At 56.8% G+C, this 16,838-nt stretch carries 14 protein-coding genes; 9 read left to right on the forward strand and 5 right to left on the reverse strand.

Features of this window, described 5'->3' with window-relative positions; translation table 11 throughout:
• The first annotated feature begins 230 nt into the window (after positions 1–230).
• Complete coding sequence (speB, locus tag JO965_RS26455; RefSeq protein ID WP_203445086.1) at positions 231–1,199, forward strand: agmatinase; 969 nt, start codon at positions 231–233, stop codon at positions 1,197–1,199.
• A gap of 716 nt (positions 1,200–1,915) precedes the next feature.
• Positions 1,916–2,326 (forward strand): amidase family protein, encoded by a 411-nt coding sequence (locus tag JO965_RS49465; RefSeq protein ID WP_371826925.1) that lies wholly within the window; start codon positions 1,916–1,918, stop codon positions 2,324–2,326.
• A 209-nt stretch (positions 2,327–2,535) separates the two neighbouring features.
• Here JO965_RS49465 and JO965_RS26465 read toward each other — a convergent pair whose 3' ends face one another.
• Positions 2,536–3,336 (reverse strand): transporter substrate-binding domain-containing protein, encoded by an 801-nt coding sequence (locus JO965_RS26465; RefSeq protein ID WP_203445088.1) that lies wholly within the window; start codon positions 3,334–3,336, stop codon positions 2,536–2,538.
• 564 nt (positions 3,337–3,900) lie between these two features.
• Positions 3,901–5,313 (reverse strand): alanine racemase, encoded by a 1,413-nt coding sequence (locus tag JO965_RS26470; RefSeq protein WP_203445089.1) that lies wholly within the window; start codon positions 5,311–5,313, stop codon positions 3,901–3,903.
• Between the two features lie 625 nt (positions 5,314–5,938).
• Here JO965_RS26470 and JO965_RS26475 point away from each other — a divergent pair.
• Positions 5,939–6,235, forward strand: coding sequence for a GntR family transcriptional regulator (locus JO965_RS26475; protein WP_246777080.1), 297 nt, complete (start codon positions 5,939–5,941; stop codon positions 6,233–6,235).
• Between the two features lie 360 nt (positions 6,236–6,595).
• On the opposite strand, the gene JO965_RS26480 is transcribed toward JO965_RS26475, so the two are convergent.
• Positions 6,596–7,405 carry a MerR family transcriptional regulator gene (locus tag JO965_RS26480; protein WP_203445490.1) on the reverse strand — a complete coding sequence of 270 codons (810 nt, stop codon included), beginning with the start codon at positions 7,403–7,405 and terminating at the stop codon, positions 6,596–6,598.
• Between the two features lie 235 nt (positions 7,406–7,640).
• Between JO965_RS26480 and JO965_RS26485 the strand changes: the two genes are divergently transcribed.
• The 4 genes from JO965_RS26485 to JO965_RS26500 all read left to right on the forward strand — a co-directional run bounded on the left by JO965_RS26485 (position 7,641) and on the right by JO965_RS26500 (position 12,327).
• Entirely contained in the window at positions 7,641–8,669 is a 1,029-nt protein-coding gene (locus tag JO965_RS26485) for a transporter substrate-binding domain-containing protein (protein ID WP_203445090.1), read from the forward strand.
• A gap of 67 nt (positions 8,670–8,736) precedes the next feature.
• Positions 8,737–9,852, forward strand: a complete 1,116-nt coding sequence (locus JO965_RS26490; RefSeq protein WP_203445091.1) for an ABC transporter permease subunit — start codon at positions 8,737–8,739, stop codon at positions 9,850–9,852.
• 41 nt (positions 9,853–9,893) lie between these two features.
• On the forward strand, positions 9,894–10,937 hold the full coding sequence (locus JO965_RS26495) for an amino acid ABC transporter permease (protein WP_203445092.1): 1,044 nt from the start codon (positions 9,894–9,896) through the stop codon (positions 10,935–10,937).
• A 586-nt stretch (positions 10,938–11,523) separates the two neighbouring features.
• A complete protein-coding gene (locus JO965_RS26500; RefSeq protein WP_203445093.1) occupies positions 11,524–12,327 on the forward strand; it encodes an amino acid ABC transporter ATP-binding protein in 804 nt (267 codons plus the stop codon).
• A gap of 146 nt (positions 12,328–12,473) precedes the next feature.
• Here JO965_RS26500 and JO965_RS49470 read toward each other — a convergent pair whose 3' ends face one another.
• Together JO965_RS49470 and JO965_RS26510 are read right to left on the reverse strand one after the other, a co-directional pair.
• Entirely contained in the window at positions 12,474–12,872 is a 399-nt protein-coding gene (locus JO965_RS49470) for an IS630 transposase-related protein (RefSeq protein WP_371826926.1), read from the reverse strand.
• Between the two features lie 352 nt (positions 12,873–13,224).
• Positions 13,225–13,860 carry a TetR/AcrR family transcriptional regulator gene (locus JO965_RS26510; RefSeq protein WP_203445095.1) on the reverse strand — a complete coding sequence of 212 codons (636 nt, stop codon included), beginning with the start codon at positions 13,858–13,860 and terminating at the stop codon, positions 13,225–13,227.
• 202 nt (positions 13,861–14,062) lie between these two features.
• On the opposite strand from JO965_RS26510, the gene JO965_RS26515 reads away from it, so the two are divergent.
• Together JO965_RS26515 and JO965_RS26520 are read left to right on the forward strand one after the other, a co-directional pair.
• Entirely contained in the window at positions 14,063–15,700 is a 1,638-nt protein-coding gene (locus tag JO965_RS26515) for an electron transfer flavoprotein-ubiquinone oxidoreductase (RefSeq protein ID WP_203445491.1), read from the forward strand.
• Between the two features lie 49 nt (positions 15,701–15,749).
• Positions 15,750–16,619 (forward strand): 3-hydroxybutyryl-CoA dehydrogenase, encoded by an 870-nt coding sequence (locus tag JO965_RS26520; RefSeq protein ID WP_203445096.1) that lies wholly within the window; start codon positions 15,750–15,752, stop codon positions 16,617–16,619.
• Positions 16,620–16,838: the final 219 nt, after the last annotated feature.

Consider the following 16,838-nt stretch of genomic DNA (forward strand, 5'->3'; position numbering starts at 1 on the left):
AGAACGGTCAATTGAAGAAGGAATGCTTTATGGTTCATTATCGCTCCATTAGGTGCCACGATGAATCAGAATGCAACGTCACTGTGTTTGGTAGCTTCGCGGTAAGATGAATCCTTCGCACCTTACGTGGGTGAGTGGATCGTACTGCGGGCCGGCAGCGAGGGCCTAGCTACTACTCTCTTTCCATTTCACCTCTCATTTCTAGACGCACATCCGGAAGGAACCTTTGTATGGCCAAACCGATTACTGATTTCGCGCCGGCAGACGCGAGCCTAACGCCGCGTTTCGCAGAAGTTGCGACATTCATGCGAACACGCTCTCTGCCCATGGGGCAGGCGGGCGACGTAGATGTTGGTATCGTTGGTGTCCCCTTCGACCTAGGCACATCCTACCGCGCCGGGAGCCGACATGGACCAGCCAGCATCCGAGAGCAGTCTCGCGCGCTTAGGTTGATCAACGGTCACACAGGAACTGCTCCATTCGAGATTGCGCGTATCGCAGACCTCGGAGACACTCCAATTCATCCGCTGAACTTTGACGAGAGTCTCAAGATAATCACCGACTCTTTCCGCGACTTGGGCGAAAAGGGTGTTCGCCCGCTTGCGCTTGGCGGCGATCACACGATTTCGCTGCCAATCCTAAGAGGCTTGGTGCGCAACGGTGACGTAGGAATGGTCCACTTCGACGCCCATAGCGACACCAGCGACGAGACGCGTGGGATGAAGATCAGCCACTCTACGCCGTTCCGCAGAGCAGTGGAAGAAGGATTGCTTGATCCGAGGCGAGTGATTCAGATTGGCCTCAGAGGCCAGATGTACTCTAACGACGATTACGGGTGGGCGCGCGACGTCGGCATGACCATCATCACCATGGATGATTTCGAGACGCGTGGCCGCGCTGCGGTGATCGATGAAGCCCGAAGGGTTGTAGGAAACGCACCAACTTACCTGTCGTTCGATATCGATGGACTCGACTCCATTTATTGCCCCGGTACCGGTGTGCCTGAACCCGGTGGCTTCTCTATGCGTGATGCTATGGTTGTTTTCCGGGGCCTTCGCGGCATTGACCTGATCGGCGCAGATATCTGCGAAGTCGCTCCGCACCTCGATGTTGGCGGCATCACTTCGATCCATGCCGCTCATCTTGGCTTCGAGTTGCTTTGCCTCTTGGCTGAGGCAGCGCGTAGCCGCACGAAGTAAGAGCGTAGCCCTTGCCTCTTTCAGCTTCCGGGAAAGCGTTAGCGGAGGCGAAGCGAACTTTCCCGCGGGCGTCCCCCGCTCGCGGGTATTAATCAATCTTAATTGGATTTTCCTGAATCGATGCGATGGGGCAGATACTGCCTATTCGAATCTCACTATATCGATCGTTCTGTCCGCAGACATCCTGCTACGTGCAAAGGAAGCTAGGTGTTGGCAGGTATTTCTCGGTGGCCTTTTCGAAAGCGGATTTGGGCTTTCCTAAGGCCGGCTTGGAGCTCTTTGCGCCACTAACGAAAGCCGACGTCGATCGTTCCCTCGGGGCTGCCGAGGACGCCCTTGTTCCTACTCGCGTGAGGTTTCTTCAATGAACTTCGAAGACAGTGTCTTCGGAGCTGAGGACACAGTTGAGAATCTCGCAGCAGCCCGCACTCGGGGTTCTATCTGTTCTGCTAAGCTCGTTCGCCGCTCTCTCGCTCACGCGGCTTCGGTGCGCAAGCATGTCGGTGTCAGCCTGTTTGTGGCCTGAAGAAGCAATCGAGTTCGGTGAGCAGGAAGACAGCTTGGCAGCCGCAGGTACGCCGGCACCGTCCCCGCTTGCGGGCCTCCCGATTACTGTGAAGGATAACTGCGACGTTCTTAGGGATCACCCAGGCCGGCTCGATGGCATTTGCGACTTTGCTACCAGCCTCGCGTGATGCTACTTGTGTAGCCCGGCTATGGGTAGCGGGAGCAGGAATCATAGGCAAGTCGTCTGTGTGGGCATTGGCTTAGCTAACACCGGAGAGAATCCTACTTTCGGCACTCCGCGCAAACCCGTCGATCCGTCCCGCCTTGTTGATGGCTCCTCGTCCGGCGCCGCCGCTAGCGTGGCGGAAGGGTCCGTGATTGCGGCGCTTGGGACAGACACTGGCGGATCGATCCGACAACCGGCCGCACGTTATGGGCTCGCTGGCTTCAAACCGCTGGAGGGACGGATCTCAACTCAAGGCGTCACACCTCTGTCAACGACATTGGATACATTGGTCAATTCGCACGTACGATTAGCTGCTGCGCGATCATGGATGCCGCGATTGCAGATGAGCCATGATCGACCCTTGCTCACCATGTCTAATAGCCCATGCGACTGAACCGACCAATGCTGATCAATGAGACTTGGTAGTCTACACCGTCGCGATGAGAGAGAAATCTCCCAGATCGCCTGAGGCACCTTGTTGGCCGATAAGCATAACGCCCGCGAAGATCGCGAGCGTTACACTGATTGCTCCTATAAGTCCCTCAATGATACTTGCAAAGTAGAGAGGGGTGGCGTTCAGGGACGTCATTCCTCACGTACCCCTTATTGAGGGGGCATCTCGACCCCAAACCACTTCTTAGTAAATTCAGCGTGACTACCATTTTTGATGAGCGCCTCGATACCGCTGTCAATCGCCTTTACCAAAGCCTTGTCATCGAGCCGCACGGCGAGACCTTGGCCTTGACCGGTGTAGGTCGGATCGGTGAAGGGCTCTCCAACGATCTTGTATGTGCCTGGTTTGGCCTGAATATAGGCTGGTTGTATTTGCGTTGCTTCCCCGAGAATAGCATCGACGCGGCCGGAGTCGAGGTCTAAGACCGCGGCATCCATGCTGTCGTACGTCGACACTTTCACTTTGGAACCCATTTTGCCATTGAGGAAACGCTCCAGGCTCGAGGCCGCAACAGTACCGATGACTTTACCGGTCAGGGCGTCGCCCGATCCATTGATGGATGAGGACGCAAGAGTCATATAGGCCCATGGGCTTTTCAAATAGGGGCGTGAGAACGCAGCTCTTTTCTTTCGCTCATCGGTGATGGCCACGGTTGCAATTACATCGATCTTGCGGGTATCGAGAGCTGTAAAGATACCGTCCCACGGCATGTTTCTCAGCTCGCACCGCAACTTTTCAGCAGAACAAACTCCCTTGACGATGTCGACATCAAAGCCCTTGAGCTCTCCATCGGCACCGACTGAAGCGAATGGCGGATAGGAACCATCGAAACCTATGACAACCTTTTGCTGAGGCTGTGCATGCGCCGGCTGTGCCAAGGCTGCGACCAGAGCGGCGGTCGAGAGAAGAAGTGAGCAGTTCGAAGCCTTCATAATCGTTGTTCCCTTCATTTGCTGGTTTCTGCGCCTGTTTGCGTCGACGCAACACGCCCCCGTGGCGATGACTGCCAGGATTGCTCCCCCAAGAAGTGACGTTTCCGCTGGCTTCCTGACTGTTCAGGTGGCCAAGAGGCATGTTGATGACTTAATGCTCAGGTCACGATGCACGTTGGAGTAGTTTTCTTTGGAGTCCGTTCTCCACGAAACACGCGGTCTAGTGGACTTTCTACATGCGGAAGAGATCCTCCTTGAGCGAATAGACATAAGGTGATAGCCCTCCTGACTCCCGACGACGGTCATCTTTAACGAGCCTTAGATCCGTTTTGAGGCCTTCCAAGGGATTCTGTTTTTTGGAAGCACTTTCATGCCGCGCTCCTTCGTGCACCCCTTGGGAAGCTCAAATGTTGCAACTCGCCATTGAAATCCTTCAGTACTTGCGCCGAAGCCTCGGCGCTTGAGGTCAAGTACGGCAGGGCTACAGCGCTCGCGCGGCATGGTTCATGCGCTTTTGATCAGCGCAGAGGTGTTCACCTGAGAAAACTGGCAGCAAGAACCATGCAACACCGAGCACGAGTCCTATTCTCCCCGTAGTCGCTCAGGGATTTGGTGCAGGCGAAACACATCCTCAACTGTCTCTCGGGCCTTGATAAGTTCTGCGTCACCGTCATTGACCAGAACCGTTGCGGGCCTGGGCACGCCATTGAACTGCGTCGACGTCGTTTCAGAATACATTCCAGTGTCGAGGATAGCGAGTACATCCCCTGCTGCAAGATCCGGGATAGATTGATTGGCCGAAAAGACCGAGGGTATACACGTTAGGCCGACAATCAACGCGGGTTCCTTGAAAGAGCGGGTCATGCCAGTCGCGGGGAGTATGTGGTACCGGCTAGCGCTAGTATCGATTCGCATAAGAAGATTTGTGCTCGAATCGACATTCACCCAGATGCGGCCGAGATCACGTTTGATTGTCCCGATAGTGGTGAGTAAGACGCTGGCGTTGCCGATGATGTAGCGACCCGGCTCAAGCCATAAGGCAGGTGTCGGCAATCCGGTTGTCTTAAGATTGCTGAGCAATGCGCCGCATACAGTTTCGGCGTAATCGTCAATTTTGAGTTGATTCAGTGCAAGCTGTCGCGACTCGGGATCTCGTTCACGCGGTATCCCTCCGCCAATATCGACAATCCGCGGCCAGAACCCGGTTTGTTCATGAAGCCGCACTACGGCTTGAGCGAAACCCGAATACAGTTCCGTGATCACGTCCTTGCGTAACGAATAGCGGCCCACGTGATAATGAAAGCCTACATGATCAAGTTCTGGCAGATCTGCTAACCGTCGAGTAAGAGCTGCAGCCATGTCGGGCCCGAAACCGAACTTTATCGCTTCAATTCGATCGTAGATACCCGCTTCGTCCGAAATACCCATGTAGTCGCTGCCGACATTCCGAAGGTAGTCATTCAATATTTTTAGTCGCAGCATTACCTTCGCGCGGACGCCATACTTGCGTGCTGCAGCACAAACTTTGTCAATCTCGTCTTCGGCATCGATATTGATCGTGACCCCTCTGCGTACGGCTTCATCGATTTCCTGTGCCGTCTTGAGGCTGCCGTTCATGGCAATGAGTGCGGGATCAGCGCCGCCTTGAAACGTGGCGTAAAGCTCTCCCATCCCGAAACAATCGCCACCGCCGCCCTCTGCGCTCACGATAGCGCGTACGGCCAAGTTGTTGTTGGCCTTGATGGCGTACATGACATTGACGGGGGCGGGCCAGCGCTCCGAAAACGCTCGACGCACCGCTCGGAAATTTTGGCGCACCGTGCTCTCGGAAATGACGAATAAAGGAGAGCCGAATTCGGCTACAAGTCGATCCGCAGCAACGCCGCCAATAGTTAAGATGCCGCGCTGATCGACGTCCAAACAATCACTTCCAATTTGTACCGACTTTAAGTATTCAGCCCCATTTGCCGTCTTCTTGATGGACACACTGTTCATACCCAATCTCCAAGATGAGTGATGATTTACAACCGCATGAGAATGTAAATCATCTGTTCAACATGGTGTAGTGAAGCGTTGAAGATAAGATTAAGCTTACAACTACGTTCCTATACCTGCGAATGATTTACGGTTGGCCGCAATCGCGTTTACGACTGCTCTTTTGCGCGGTGAGTATTCTTGACCCCCACTCTCGCTGAAGACGCCTGAAGCTATCAGTGCGTCTACTTCGGCCTCGGTGTATTTCGGTTTCTGCGGAACCCGCCGAGTCGGCGGGCCGAATTTTCCACTGGCGACAAGGCGTAGATCCTTTGCTGCCGGACGAACCGCAAACGAGAGCAGCTTTCATTGGAAAATGATTGATCCCTCTCTACATTTCTGAGATGCTAGCCGTATACAGAGGCTGTGTACAGCTATTTTTCGGGCTTTCGCTTCTTTTGCGGATCTGTGGAGAACAGGTGGCCCACTCGCTGGATATGACGGGATCTGAAGGAGCGGATTGTTGAAGCAGGATGGGAACCACGAGAATCTGGGGGGCTCAGAGAACCGGAGGGCCGGTGCCCCTGAAATTGCAAACACGTTGCTGCTTAGGATATGCAGTTTGCGCTACTTGCCCTCACAAAGGTTGAGTGAATCCGCACTGGCTGAGGAGTTCGGTGTAAGCCGCACCCCGATCCGCCAAGTGCTTCAACAACTTGCACTTTTCGGTCTCGTCGAGAGCCGCAACGGCGTCGGCACAGTGGTTACCGAGGTCAACTATGAGCGCGCTATGGACCTGCTGGCAATTCGGAGGCACATGGCGCTGCTCATGAGCGAGACGGTCGACCCCTCACGCTTCCCACGGGCGAATAGCCACTTTGCTACAACTATTCGCAACATCACTCGACTCAGGGCAGTAACTAGACATTTGAGGTTGTCATGATAACGGTCTTTCGCCAGTGGGGTGCCTCACTTGATGAGATTGACCAGGCGTTCGTAGACCAAGGTTATATTACGATCTATGGTGGAGGTATGTCGCTCGTCGTTCCAGCCGGGCCGCGGCCACAGAACCGCAGAACGCGTCTTTCACTAGCTGCGCTGCTCCAGCAGCTTTTTAGGCAGGAGCAAAGCGACTCAGTTGAGGCAATTCTCCGTAGATATCCAGAGCAATCAAAAATAGTGTGCCGCGTCGCACCTTAGGCCGAATGGACACATTGGATCGAGCTTTGGGTGAGCGAGTTCCTAAACAATCGGGACCTTCAGTGCCCTTAAACGATGCTTACTGTGAGGTGTTGCTTAAGAGCTAGAACGTTGGTGGCGTATTGATCCACAGTAGCACCGTTTCACCGTCATGCCGGTTGCGCCACGAATGATAGCGGGAGCTTTCGAAATAGAGCGAGTCGCCAGGACCGAGATCGAATAACTGATCGGGCTCGAGGAAAATTTCCAGACGACCTGATAGAACATGCATGAACTCTTCACCCTCATGGCGATAGGCTCCCTCGCTGGTGGCGCCAGGCGCCAGCACGAAGCGGTGGCAATCCATCATTCTCGGACCTTCTGCCAACAATTGGACGGTTACGCCGGGCGAAGTATTGGGCCAACTGTGCCATTCCCCGGAGCGCACGACGGTGGTCGCGCCTTCGGTCTCTTCGCCGGACAGCCGCGAAACCGTGGTGCCGTAATATTTGGCGAGGTCGTGCAGTGTTTTGAAGCTAACACCGTGGGATGTACGCTCGAGCGTCGATAGCGTCGACGAGGCAACGCCTACGTTCCTGGCAACCTGTTCCAGCGTTTTGCCAGCCGCGTTGCGAAGACTGCGAAGCCTGCGGCCGATACTCGATGCGGCGCTGGTTTCGGGGTTATCGGCTGAATGGTCCTCGCTTTCTAGGGCCTCGCGAATGGCTGCCGGATTGAGCCCACGCTCGACGCGGTACCAGGAAATCCTCTTCAGGCGGGCTATATCATCAGCGCTATATTGCCGGTGGCCAGTTGCTGAACGGTCGGGCACCAGCAATCCCTGGCTTTCCCAGAGCCTGACGGTGGAGGGAGAGATGCCTGCCAGCCGTGCCGCTTCAGCTACCTTATAGCGCACCTGGCTTTTAGTGTTCATTTGCGAATAAATTCCCTGCTTCCGAAGTACCTGCTCAACTCGGCGCAACAGTATCCCCTAGCATGAGCACATGTCAAAAGGCCGACTCCGGTAAGCCGAAAAGCCGCTTGCAGTCTTTCAGAAAATATGTAGGGTTTTTTGTAATAACAAAAAAGCGAGAACTGCGGTGCATATTTGCTTCGACGCACCGCATGACTTCACCCCGACATTTACCAACCGAGAGCGGGAACGGAAGATGAGCCCTAAATTTCTCAAAGCTGTATTATGCGTGGCTGGTGTCACCATGGTGGCTGGCGCTGCCCATGCCGGAGCTATCCTGGACGGCATCAAATCGAGAGGTGAAATCAGATGCGGTGTCGGCGGCACATCACTTGCTTTTTCGCGCGTCGACGGAAAGGGCGAATGGCACGGCCTCGACGTAGACTATTGCAAGGCGCTGAACGCGGCTGTCTTCGGCGATCCGACCAAGCTCAAATTCAAGCCCGTCTCCCTCGAGCAGAGATTCATTGCGTTGAGGAATGGCGAGTTCGACGTGCTGGCACGCGACTCCGGGCTTTTTCTGACCCGCGACACTACGCTTGGCGTGTCGGTCGTTTTCCCGAACTTCTACACTCCGACTGGCTTCACCGTGCTCGGCGATACCAACATCAAATCGCCCGACCAGCTCAACGGCGCCACCTTTTGTCAGTCGCGCGGCGACGGCAACGCTGAAATTCTGGCGACCTATATGAAGCAGAGGGGGTTCAAATATAAGATCGTGCAGCATGAGCGGTTGGAGGAAGGCTTTAAGGCGCTGGAAGCGGGGCGGTGCGACGCAATGCTGGCATCGCTGGCTGACATCGCCGGCATCAAGACGACGCTGTCCAAAAATCCCGACAATATCGTTTTCCTGAAAGAGGTCCTGGGCAGCATTCCCTACAGCCCCTACGTCGCGAAGGGCGACGACGAATGGCTAGCCATCGCGCGTTGGGTGCTGATCGGACTCATACGCGCTGAAGAACTTGGCATCACAAAGGACAATGTAGAGCAACTCGCCGCCTCATCGGAAAACCTCAAGATCCGCGAGTTCCTTGGCGTCGACGGCAAGCTCGGCGAGAAGCTCGGTCTGCCTCGAGATTTCATGCGCAAGGCGATCGCTGCGACCGGGAACTACGGTGAGATCTATGAGCGTAATCTTGGTGCCAAAAGTGGCATCAATCTTCCGCGAGGCCAGAACGAACTCGCTGCAAAAGGCGGGCTCATGTACGCTTGGCCATTTCAGTAACATGACGCTCAAGCGGGCGGGACGCGTGTCCCGCCCTTCCAGACTCCATAACGAAAGCATACCGTAGATGCATGCCGCCGCACCGTCTGATGGTTATCGCCAGTACTGGCTTTATGCCGGCCTGCCTCTTCTTGCCTGCGCTGCAGTGCTGGCTTCGCAATCAACCGGTGTAGCCCTTGCTCGCTTTGAGCGTATCGTCAGCTTCTTTGGCGATCCCGCCTTCATAGCGATCGGCGAGACTTTCCTGCCCTATTCGCCGGAAGACAGTATCGCCTATGCCATCCTCGTGGGTATGGCCAACTCGATCGGCGTGACGATCGCCGGCATCGTACTCTCGACCGTCCTCGGCACGCTGATCGCATTCGGCATCTTGTCTTCCTCGACGCCACTCTCGCTGATCTGCCGCACCTATGTGCTGGTAATCCGCAGCGTGCCGCTTTTGGTGCAACTCCTGCTCCTCTATGCGCTCACGCAATACCTGCCGCAATTGCGGAATGCCGCATCGATCGGCGACGCCGTGCTCATCTCCAATCGCGGTATCATCATTCCCTCGGTAACGGTCGAGGGTTGGGCTTGGCTGCTAATCTGTGCAGGCATGGCCGCCGCAATGTTAGGCCGGCGCCTGCTGCACTTGGCTGTCCTGCGCGAGCGGATGCCTCGAGCAGCGGCGTGGGCTCCGATCGCGATATTAGTAGTAACTTTCGGCATCTCTATTGTCTTGGGCGTCTCGGTGGAAGTACCCGTGCGGGCTGGCTTCGGCTATCGTGGCGGATTCAGCCTGTCGCCAGAGATGGCCTCGCTCATCTTCGGCTTAACAATCTACTTTGCTGCCTACATCGCCGAGATCGTTCGGGGCGGTATCATCGCGGTGCCCCGCGGGCAGTGGGAGGGGGCAGCGTCCCTTGGCCTACCGAAGCTTCACACAACACTGTTCGTTATCACGCCTCAGGCAGTGCGGTTAATTCTGCCGCCGCTGATCAGCCAATTCCTCAACCAATTCAAGGCCTCTACCCTGGCTATCGCCATCGGCTTTCCCGACCTTAGCTCCATCGTCAACGCGCTCATCAGCCGTACTGGCCAGGCGCTGCTGCTAGTACTCGTGATGATGCTGATCTACTCGGCAATCAGCCTGCTCATCTCTTTCTCAGTTCAGAGATTAGAAGCGCGCCTTAGGCGCTACTGAGACAAAGCTCTTCTCCCGAAGGAAACCTACGGAGCAAATCCTTGACCAAACCGCCCCGTGCTAGGACCCGACTCAGCCCATTCAACCTCGCCTTATCAGCGCTGGCGCTTATCGTCATCGTGCTGGTGGGTACAAAGCTTGCAAACTGGGCCGTGATCAACGCAGTCTGGGGCAGTGGCGCTGATGCTTCGGAGCGCTGCCGCGACGCCCGCGGTGTCGGTGCCTGCTGGGCGCTGATCGGCCAGAAATATCGCTTCTTGCTCTTCTCGTCTTATCCCTATGCCGAGCAATGGCGACCGGCAGTCGCCTGCGCTATCCTTCTCGCGCTGGTGCTTGCGACGACCGTGCGGCGCTTCTGGACGCCGCGCTTGGCACTGGCCTGGGCGGTCGGGGGCGGCTTGTCAGTAGCGTTGTTGCGCGGAGGTTTCGCAGAGTTGCCGGCGGTAGCAGCGGATCAGTGGGGAGGTCTCGCTATCACCCTGATCCTGGCGCTTTCCGTTGCCGCGTTTTCTCTGCCTTGGGGCGTCGCGCTGGCGCTTGGCCGCCAGTCGAGCGGGTATCCCATCATCAGCCGCGCCTGCATTGCTTATGTTGAATTCATACGCAGCATCCCGCTGGTATCACTGTTTTTCATGGGAATTGTGCTCTTCCCGATCCTTATTCCCTCGGAGCTTGGCCTTGGACAGGTCGGACGTGCTCTCATTATCCTGACAATCTTCTACGGTGCCTATGTCGCCGAAGCCGTGCGCGGCAATCTTCAGAGTCTCGACGCGGGCCAGGCGGAAGCTGCAATCTCGCTCGGCCTCGGCTACTGGACGCGAACGCTACTTGTCATCCTTCCGCAGGTGCTTCGCGCCTCTGTACCGGCGCTGGTCGGCACCTTCATCGGGCTTGTCAAGGATACCTCCTTGGTATTTCTACTCGGAGTGTTCGACATCCTCAACACCGCCAAGTTAGCGACCGTCGACCCGCTCTGGCAGGCCTATTCCGTTGAGGCGTTGCTGTTTGCCGCCGCTCTCTACTTTTTCATCTGCGCCTCCATCTCGGCGATCGGCGGCAAGGCCGAGACGCAGCAGGCCCGCTAGATGCGTCTTAAACCCGCAACCTATAGGATGATGACAACTCAGCAGCGACGCATTCTCAGCCGCTGGCTAGAGTACCTTAATCCAGTCATGATCACCGTCTCCTGCCCTTCTAAGGCTCAGAATCCGGACAGCACAGAGTGCCGCGTATTCTTGCGGCTCGGCCTTGAAACAACGCTTGCTGCGGCCGCGCTGGCGCAACGGTCACCCGGAAGCGCAGCTGCTCTTCCGAGTATTCCTGTATCATTCATGACTACTATCGAGGTCGCGAACCTTGTAGCAAGGGCTGTAGCCCAAACCTACGAATTGAGCCGGCCAAAAGGCGCAGACGGACCGCTAGGTGCAAAATTCGCAGATGCCGGCGCACTCATTATTGGATACACCAAGTCGTTCGGGATGGCCCATTCTTCCAGCAGATTCAACCTGACCTGCGGCCTCACGTCCACACACGTGGTCGTGCCGCGGTCAGTCGCACTCCATTCCGTGAGCGTTATGGAAAGTTTGGCGACTGCCGGGCATGGGGCTCTCGTGCTGCCGCGGAGAGCGCTTCGGCACTAGTGTTTTGCATCAGGCGAAAAAGGATGTGGTGATGGCGATTGGGAATGCGTTTAGCGCCGAGAAGATCAGGGTGAATACAGGCAGGATGAACATCTCTGCGACGGACGTGGCCATCGAGATTGTGGCCATGCACAAATGGTACGGCGACTTCAACGTGTTGAAAGGTATAGATCTGAAGGTGATGCGGGGCGAGCGTATCGTCATCTGCGGACCTTCCGGTTCAGGCAAGTCAACAATGATCCGTTGCATTAATCGCTTAGAGGAACACCAGAAGGGGAAGATCATCGTCGACGGCAAAGAACTGACCGGCGATCTCAGGAAGATTGACGAGGTGCGACGTGAGGTCGGCATGGTATTCCAACACTTCAACTTGTTTCCGCATCTAACCATTCTCCAGAACTGCACACTCGCACCGATCTGGGTGCGCAAGATGCCGGCGAAGCAGGCTGAGGAGACGGCCATGCACTTCCTCGAGCGCGTTAAGATCCGTGATCAGGCACACAAATATCCGGGTCAGTTGTCCGGCGGTCAGCAGCAGCGCGTGGCGATTGCCCGCTCGCTCTGCATGAACCCGCGCATAATGCTTTTCGACGAGCCGACATCGGCGCTCGATCCGGAGATGATCAAGGAAGTGCTGGAAACCATGGTCGACTTGGCCGAGGAAGGCATGACCATGCTGTGCGTGACCCACGAAATGGGCTTTGCCCGCAGGGTCGCCAACCGCGTCATTTTCATGGACCAAGGCCAGATCGTCGAACAGAACTCGCCAGCGGAGTTCTTTGATCATCCCAAGCACGAACGTACAAAACTCTTCCTCAGTCAAATTCTCCGATGAGAATTGCAGGGCGAACCTTCTTCTCATAGTGAAGCTGCGCCGGCGCAGGAAACGCGAGAGCATCGCCGGAGCCGCCGCTCCGTGTTCCTCCAGCAGCTTTTTGGCGAGTTCAGGCATGATGACAGGCTCTGCCTCGACGGCCTGGTTCAAGAGAACCTCATACGCCGCCAGCTTGCCGCCTCCCGAGCGTGGTCTTGCCTAGCCGTCGTGAATGAGGCGGACTGTCGCTGGCGCTGCATCAGCTTGATGGCATGGTTGTCGCTCACCTTGAAGTGGCGGACCGCCGCCCGGCATGAACGGCCGGCCTCGACAAAGACCCCAACCTGCAGACGCAGATCCATGGAGAAGCTCTGGGTTGTGATCCACCTCCTGTTCTCAGAAGGGGATCTCACGTCAGTCCGAGCCGGAACCTCTTGAATCCGTTTTGGCGTTCGATGCTCTTGGCACCGCATCACAATTGTCTCTCCCCCGATGGTGTCTCTGTCTATTGCTCTCGCCCTCGCTGCTTTCGTGATCGGTCTCGATTGAATCTGCGATGGCCTCATTCCGGCATACTCCGACGAACGCGCGACCGGACGTCTGCGCCACTGTCGAGATACATGATTTCGGGCAATCCGGCTTGGCTAATGATCTTCACGAAAGCGGTGTAACATAGGGCGGTGTCGATACTTATGAGATGCGCGAGATCATCAGCTTCTTTCGCCACGCAAGCCTCTCCGTTTCAGGACTTCCGTGAAGATCTTAGGCGCTTTCGCTTCTGCTGAGCTTTACTTGGGCCGTTTCAGAGAGGGAATTCTCGGAGAGCATCATCCTCAATATCTACGTCATTGATTTCCCGATTGACGCCGGGTTCGGCCACACCCGCTGTAGATCAGGCTGTCATTTCCGCTGTTAGCCTCATTCTCTTCTGTTAACATTATGGCGAAATATTAGTGCGATCTGGCGACCGATCTCTTCCGGACTCATACCACCCTGCCGATACCAGCCACTAACATTGTTGAGTAGCGTTAGAAGCAGAAGGCGATAGACACCGCGGTCAAGTGACGGATCAAGAGGCAAATCTGCGATCAGTTCACGGAAGTTGACCTCGAAAGCGTCGCGCTTGACGATAAGGCGCTCGCGAATTTCCGGAGGGACCGAGCCGAAATCACTCATCAAAGGCATCGTCAGAGAGTGCGGATCAAGCTGGATTTCCATCATGGCGATACAGGCGGCCTCTAGCCTCTCCCAAGGAGCTACTTTCCCAGCGATGGCAGCACGGAGCCGAGTCTCGGCTACCTGTAAAGCCATGTCGTGAATCCTAACGAACAGCGCCTCCTTCGATTTGATGTAATGATAGAGTGAACCGCCTAGCAACCCGACCTTTTCACCAATGTCACGTACAGAGGTTGCTGCATATCCTCGCTGTGCAAACAAAGCCGCAGCGGCAGCCAGAATCTCAAGGTGCCGATCGCTCAAATCGCCACCAACGTGCGCGCCCGCAAGACGCTCCCGTACCGATTGCTCGACCCCTACGGCTTGGTTGTTGCTCATCGTGTCTCCTGGATACCTTTTAGGGGCTAGCGGACTTCCGTAATTCCTTCCGGAACTGAGCCTTACTCTACCCTTGTCTCGTCGGTAAAGTTTGTCATTGCCTATTGTAACGAACATTTGATATAGGTATTGTAACAATCATTAGGTACACAGTGCGGGCTGACACAAGGAGGCGTGTTTGAATGATAGTTCTCGCGAGTCGATGGAGTTCGACGTCGTCATCGTCGGCGCCGGCCCGGCCGGTCTCGCGACGGCGATCCGGCTCAAACAGCAGGCGGCGCAAGCCGGGGCGGACCTCTCCGTGGTGGTGGTCGAGAAGGGCTCCGAGATCGGCGCCCACATCCTCTCCGGCGCAGTGGTCGACCCGATCGGCCTCGACGGCCTCCTGCCGGAGTGGCGCTCCGATCCCGATCGCCCGCTCAAGACGGAAGTGACGGCCGACGAATTCATGTATCTGGGCCATGCCGGCGGCGTGAAGTTCCCCAACGTGTTCATGCCCAAGCTCATGAACAACCATGGCAATTTCGTCGGCTCGCTCGGCAACGTCGCTCGCTATCTCGGCCGCAAGGCAGAAGAACTCGGCGTCGAGATCTATCCCGGCTTTCCGGCCTCCGAAGTGCTGGTCGAGGACGGCAAGGTCGTGGGCGTCGCCACCGGGGACATGGGCGTCAGCCGCAACGGCGAGCCCAACGCCAACTTCACCCGCGGCATGGAGCTGCGCGCCAAATACACGATCCTCAGTGAGGGCGCCCGCGGCTCGCTGACCAAGCAGATGGTCGAGCGCTTCGGCCTCAATGCCGGCCGTGACCACCAGAAATACGGCATCGGCATCAAGGAGCTCTGGCAGGTCAAGCCGGAGAAGTTTCAAGCAGGCCTCGTGCGCCATTCCATGGGCTGGCCGTTGCCGAGCAATGCCGGCGGCGGCTCCTGGCTCTACCATTTCGACGACAATCTCGTCTCGGTCGGCTTCGTGGTGCACCTGAACTACAAGAACCCGACCCTGTCGCCTTTCGACGAGTTCCAACGCTTCAAGACGCACCCGATGGTGCGCGACGTGTTCGAGGGCGGCAAGCGCATCGGCTACGGGGCGCGGGCGATCATGGAGGGCGGCTGGCAGTCGGTGCCGCGCCTGAGCTTCCCGGGCGGCTGCCTGGTCGGCGATTCGGCCGGCTTCGTGAACGTGCCGCGCATCAAGGGCAGCCACAACGCGATTCTCTCCGGCATGCTCTGCGCCGACCATGTCTTCGCGGCGCTGCAGGCGGGCCGGGCCCATGACGAGGTCTCGGCCTACGAGGAGGCCTGGCGTTCCTCGCCGATCGGGTACGACCTCAAGCGGGTGCGCAACGTGAAGCCACTCTGGTCGCGCTACGGCACCGCGATCGGCGTGGCCTTGGGCGGACTCGACATGTGGCTGACCGAGATCTTCAACTGGTCGCCCTTCGGCACCATGAAGCACGGCAAGCCGGACCACGAGTGCCTGCTGCCGCTCTCTGAGGTGACGCCGATCAAGTACGACAGGCCGGACGGCGTGCTGACCTTCGACAGGCTGTCCTCGGTGTTTTTGTCCAACACCAACCACGAGGAGGACCAGCCGGTCCATCTCAAGGTCAAGGATCTAAGCCTGCAGAAGGTCTCCGAGTTTGAGGTCTATGGCGGCCCCTCGCAGCGCTACTGCCCGGCCGGCGTGTACGAGTGGGTCGAAGGCGAGGGCGGCCCCCGCTACCAAATCAACGCCCAGAACTGCGTTCACTGCAAGACCTGTGACATCAAGGATCCGAACCAGAACATCAACTGGGTCACGCCCGAGGGCGGCGGCGGGCCGAACTACGTCAATATGTGAAGACAGCACCCCGCTCGAGTGGCGGGAAGCGTGAGCTTAGGAGGATGGTATGCAGCAGATCGGAGTGGTCGGAGCCGGTCAAATGGGTACGGGTATCTCTCAGATATGCGCGATCTCTGGCTTTGACGTTGTATTGCTTGATCGAGAACCAGAAGTTCTCACTCGAGCAAGAGCATCAATCGAAAAAGCGTTCGACAAGATGATCGCGAAGAACGCACTTCGCGAGGACGAGCGAGCTGCTGTACTCGCTCGCGTCCGTCTAACGACTGATGTCAACAACATGTCATCCTGTGACCTCATCATTGAGGCGGCAACAGAAAACGAACGCGTCAAGCATTCAATTTTCAAGCAGCTCTGCCCGATCATGAAGACTGAGGCGATCCTGGCGACCAACACATCGTCGATTCCGATCACACGGCTTGCCGCCGCCACCGACCGGCCGGAACGGTTCATCGGCATTCACTTCATGAATCCGGTGCCGGTGATGCAGCTCGTCGAGCTGATCCGCGGGATTGTGACTGACGACCCAACGTACGAGGCTGCTAAGGAGTTCATCGCCAAGCTCGGCAAGACGTCGACGGCCGCCGAGGACTTCCCGGCCTTCATCGTCAATCGTATCCTGCTGCCGATGATCAACGAGGCGATCTACACCCTCTACGAGGGAGTAGGCTCAGTGGAAGCCATCGACACGGCCATGCGGCTTGGCGCGAACCATCCCATGGGTCCGCTCCAGCTGGCGGATTTCATCGGTCTCGATACCTGCCTCTCGATCATGCAGGTGCTGCACGAGGGCCTCGCCGATTCCAAATACCGCCCCTGCCCGCTCCTCGTGAAATACGTGGAGGCCGGCTGGCTCGGACGAAAAACGAAGCGCGGCTTCTACGATTATCGCGGTGAAAAGCCAGTGCCCACCCGCTAGTGATAGGCAGCGATCGCTCTGCGAACTCGAGCACCGAGTCAAAAGAGTGATCTTACGAGCACAGCTTCTCATCTCAGCGGCTGCCGGGCTTAGAGCGCATGAAAGTAGGGCATCTATGGGGATGATATCGGGTTCTCTGATGCCGCTGACTAAAGATCACCTCGTCACACTAGAACTGAAAGCTTTCATCAAACTCCTCGGAACGCCAGCAACTTTCAA

It is taken from the genome of Microvirga sp. VF16 (assembly GCF_016864375.1).
Classification (GTDB): domain Bacteria; phylum Pseudomonadota; class Alphaproteobacteria; order Rhizobiales; family Beijerinckiaceae; genus Microvirga.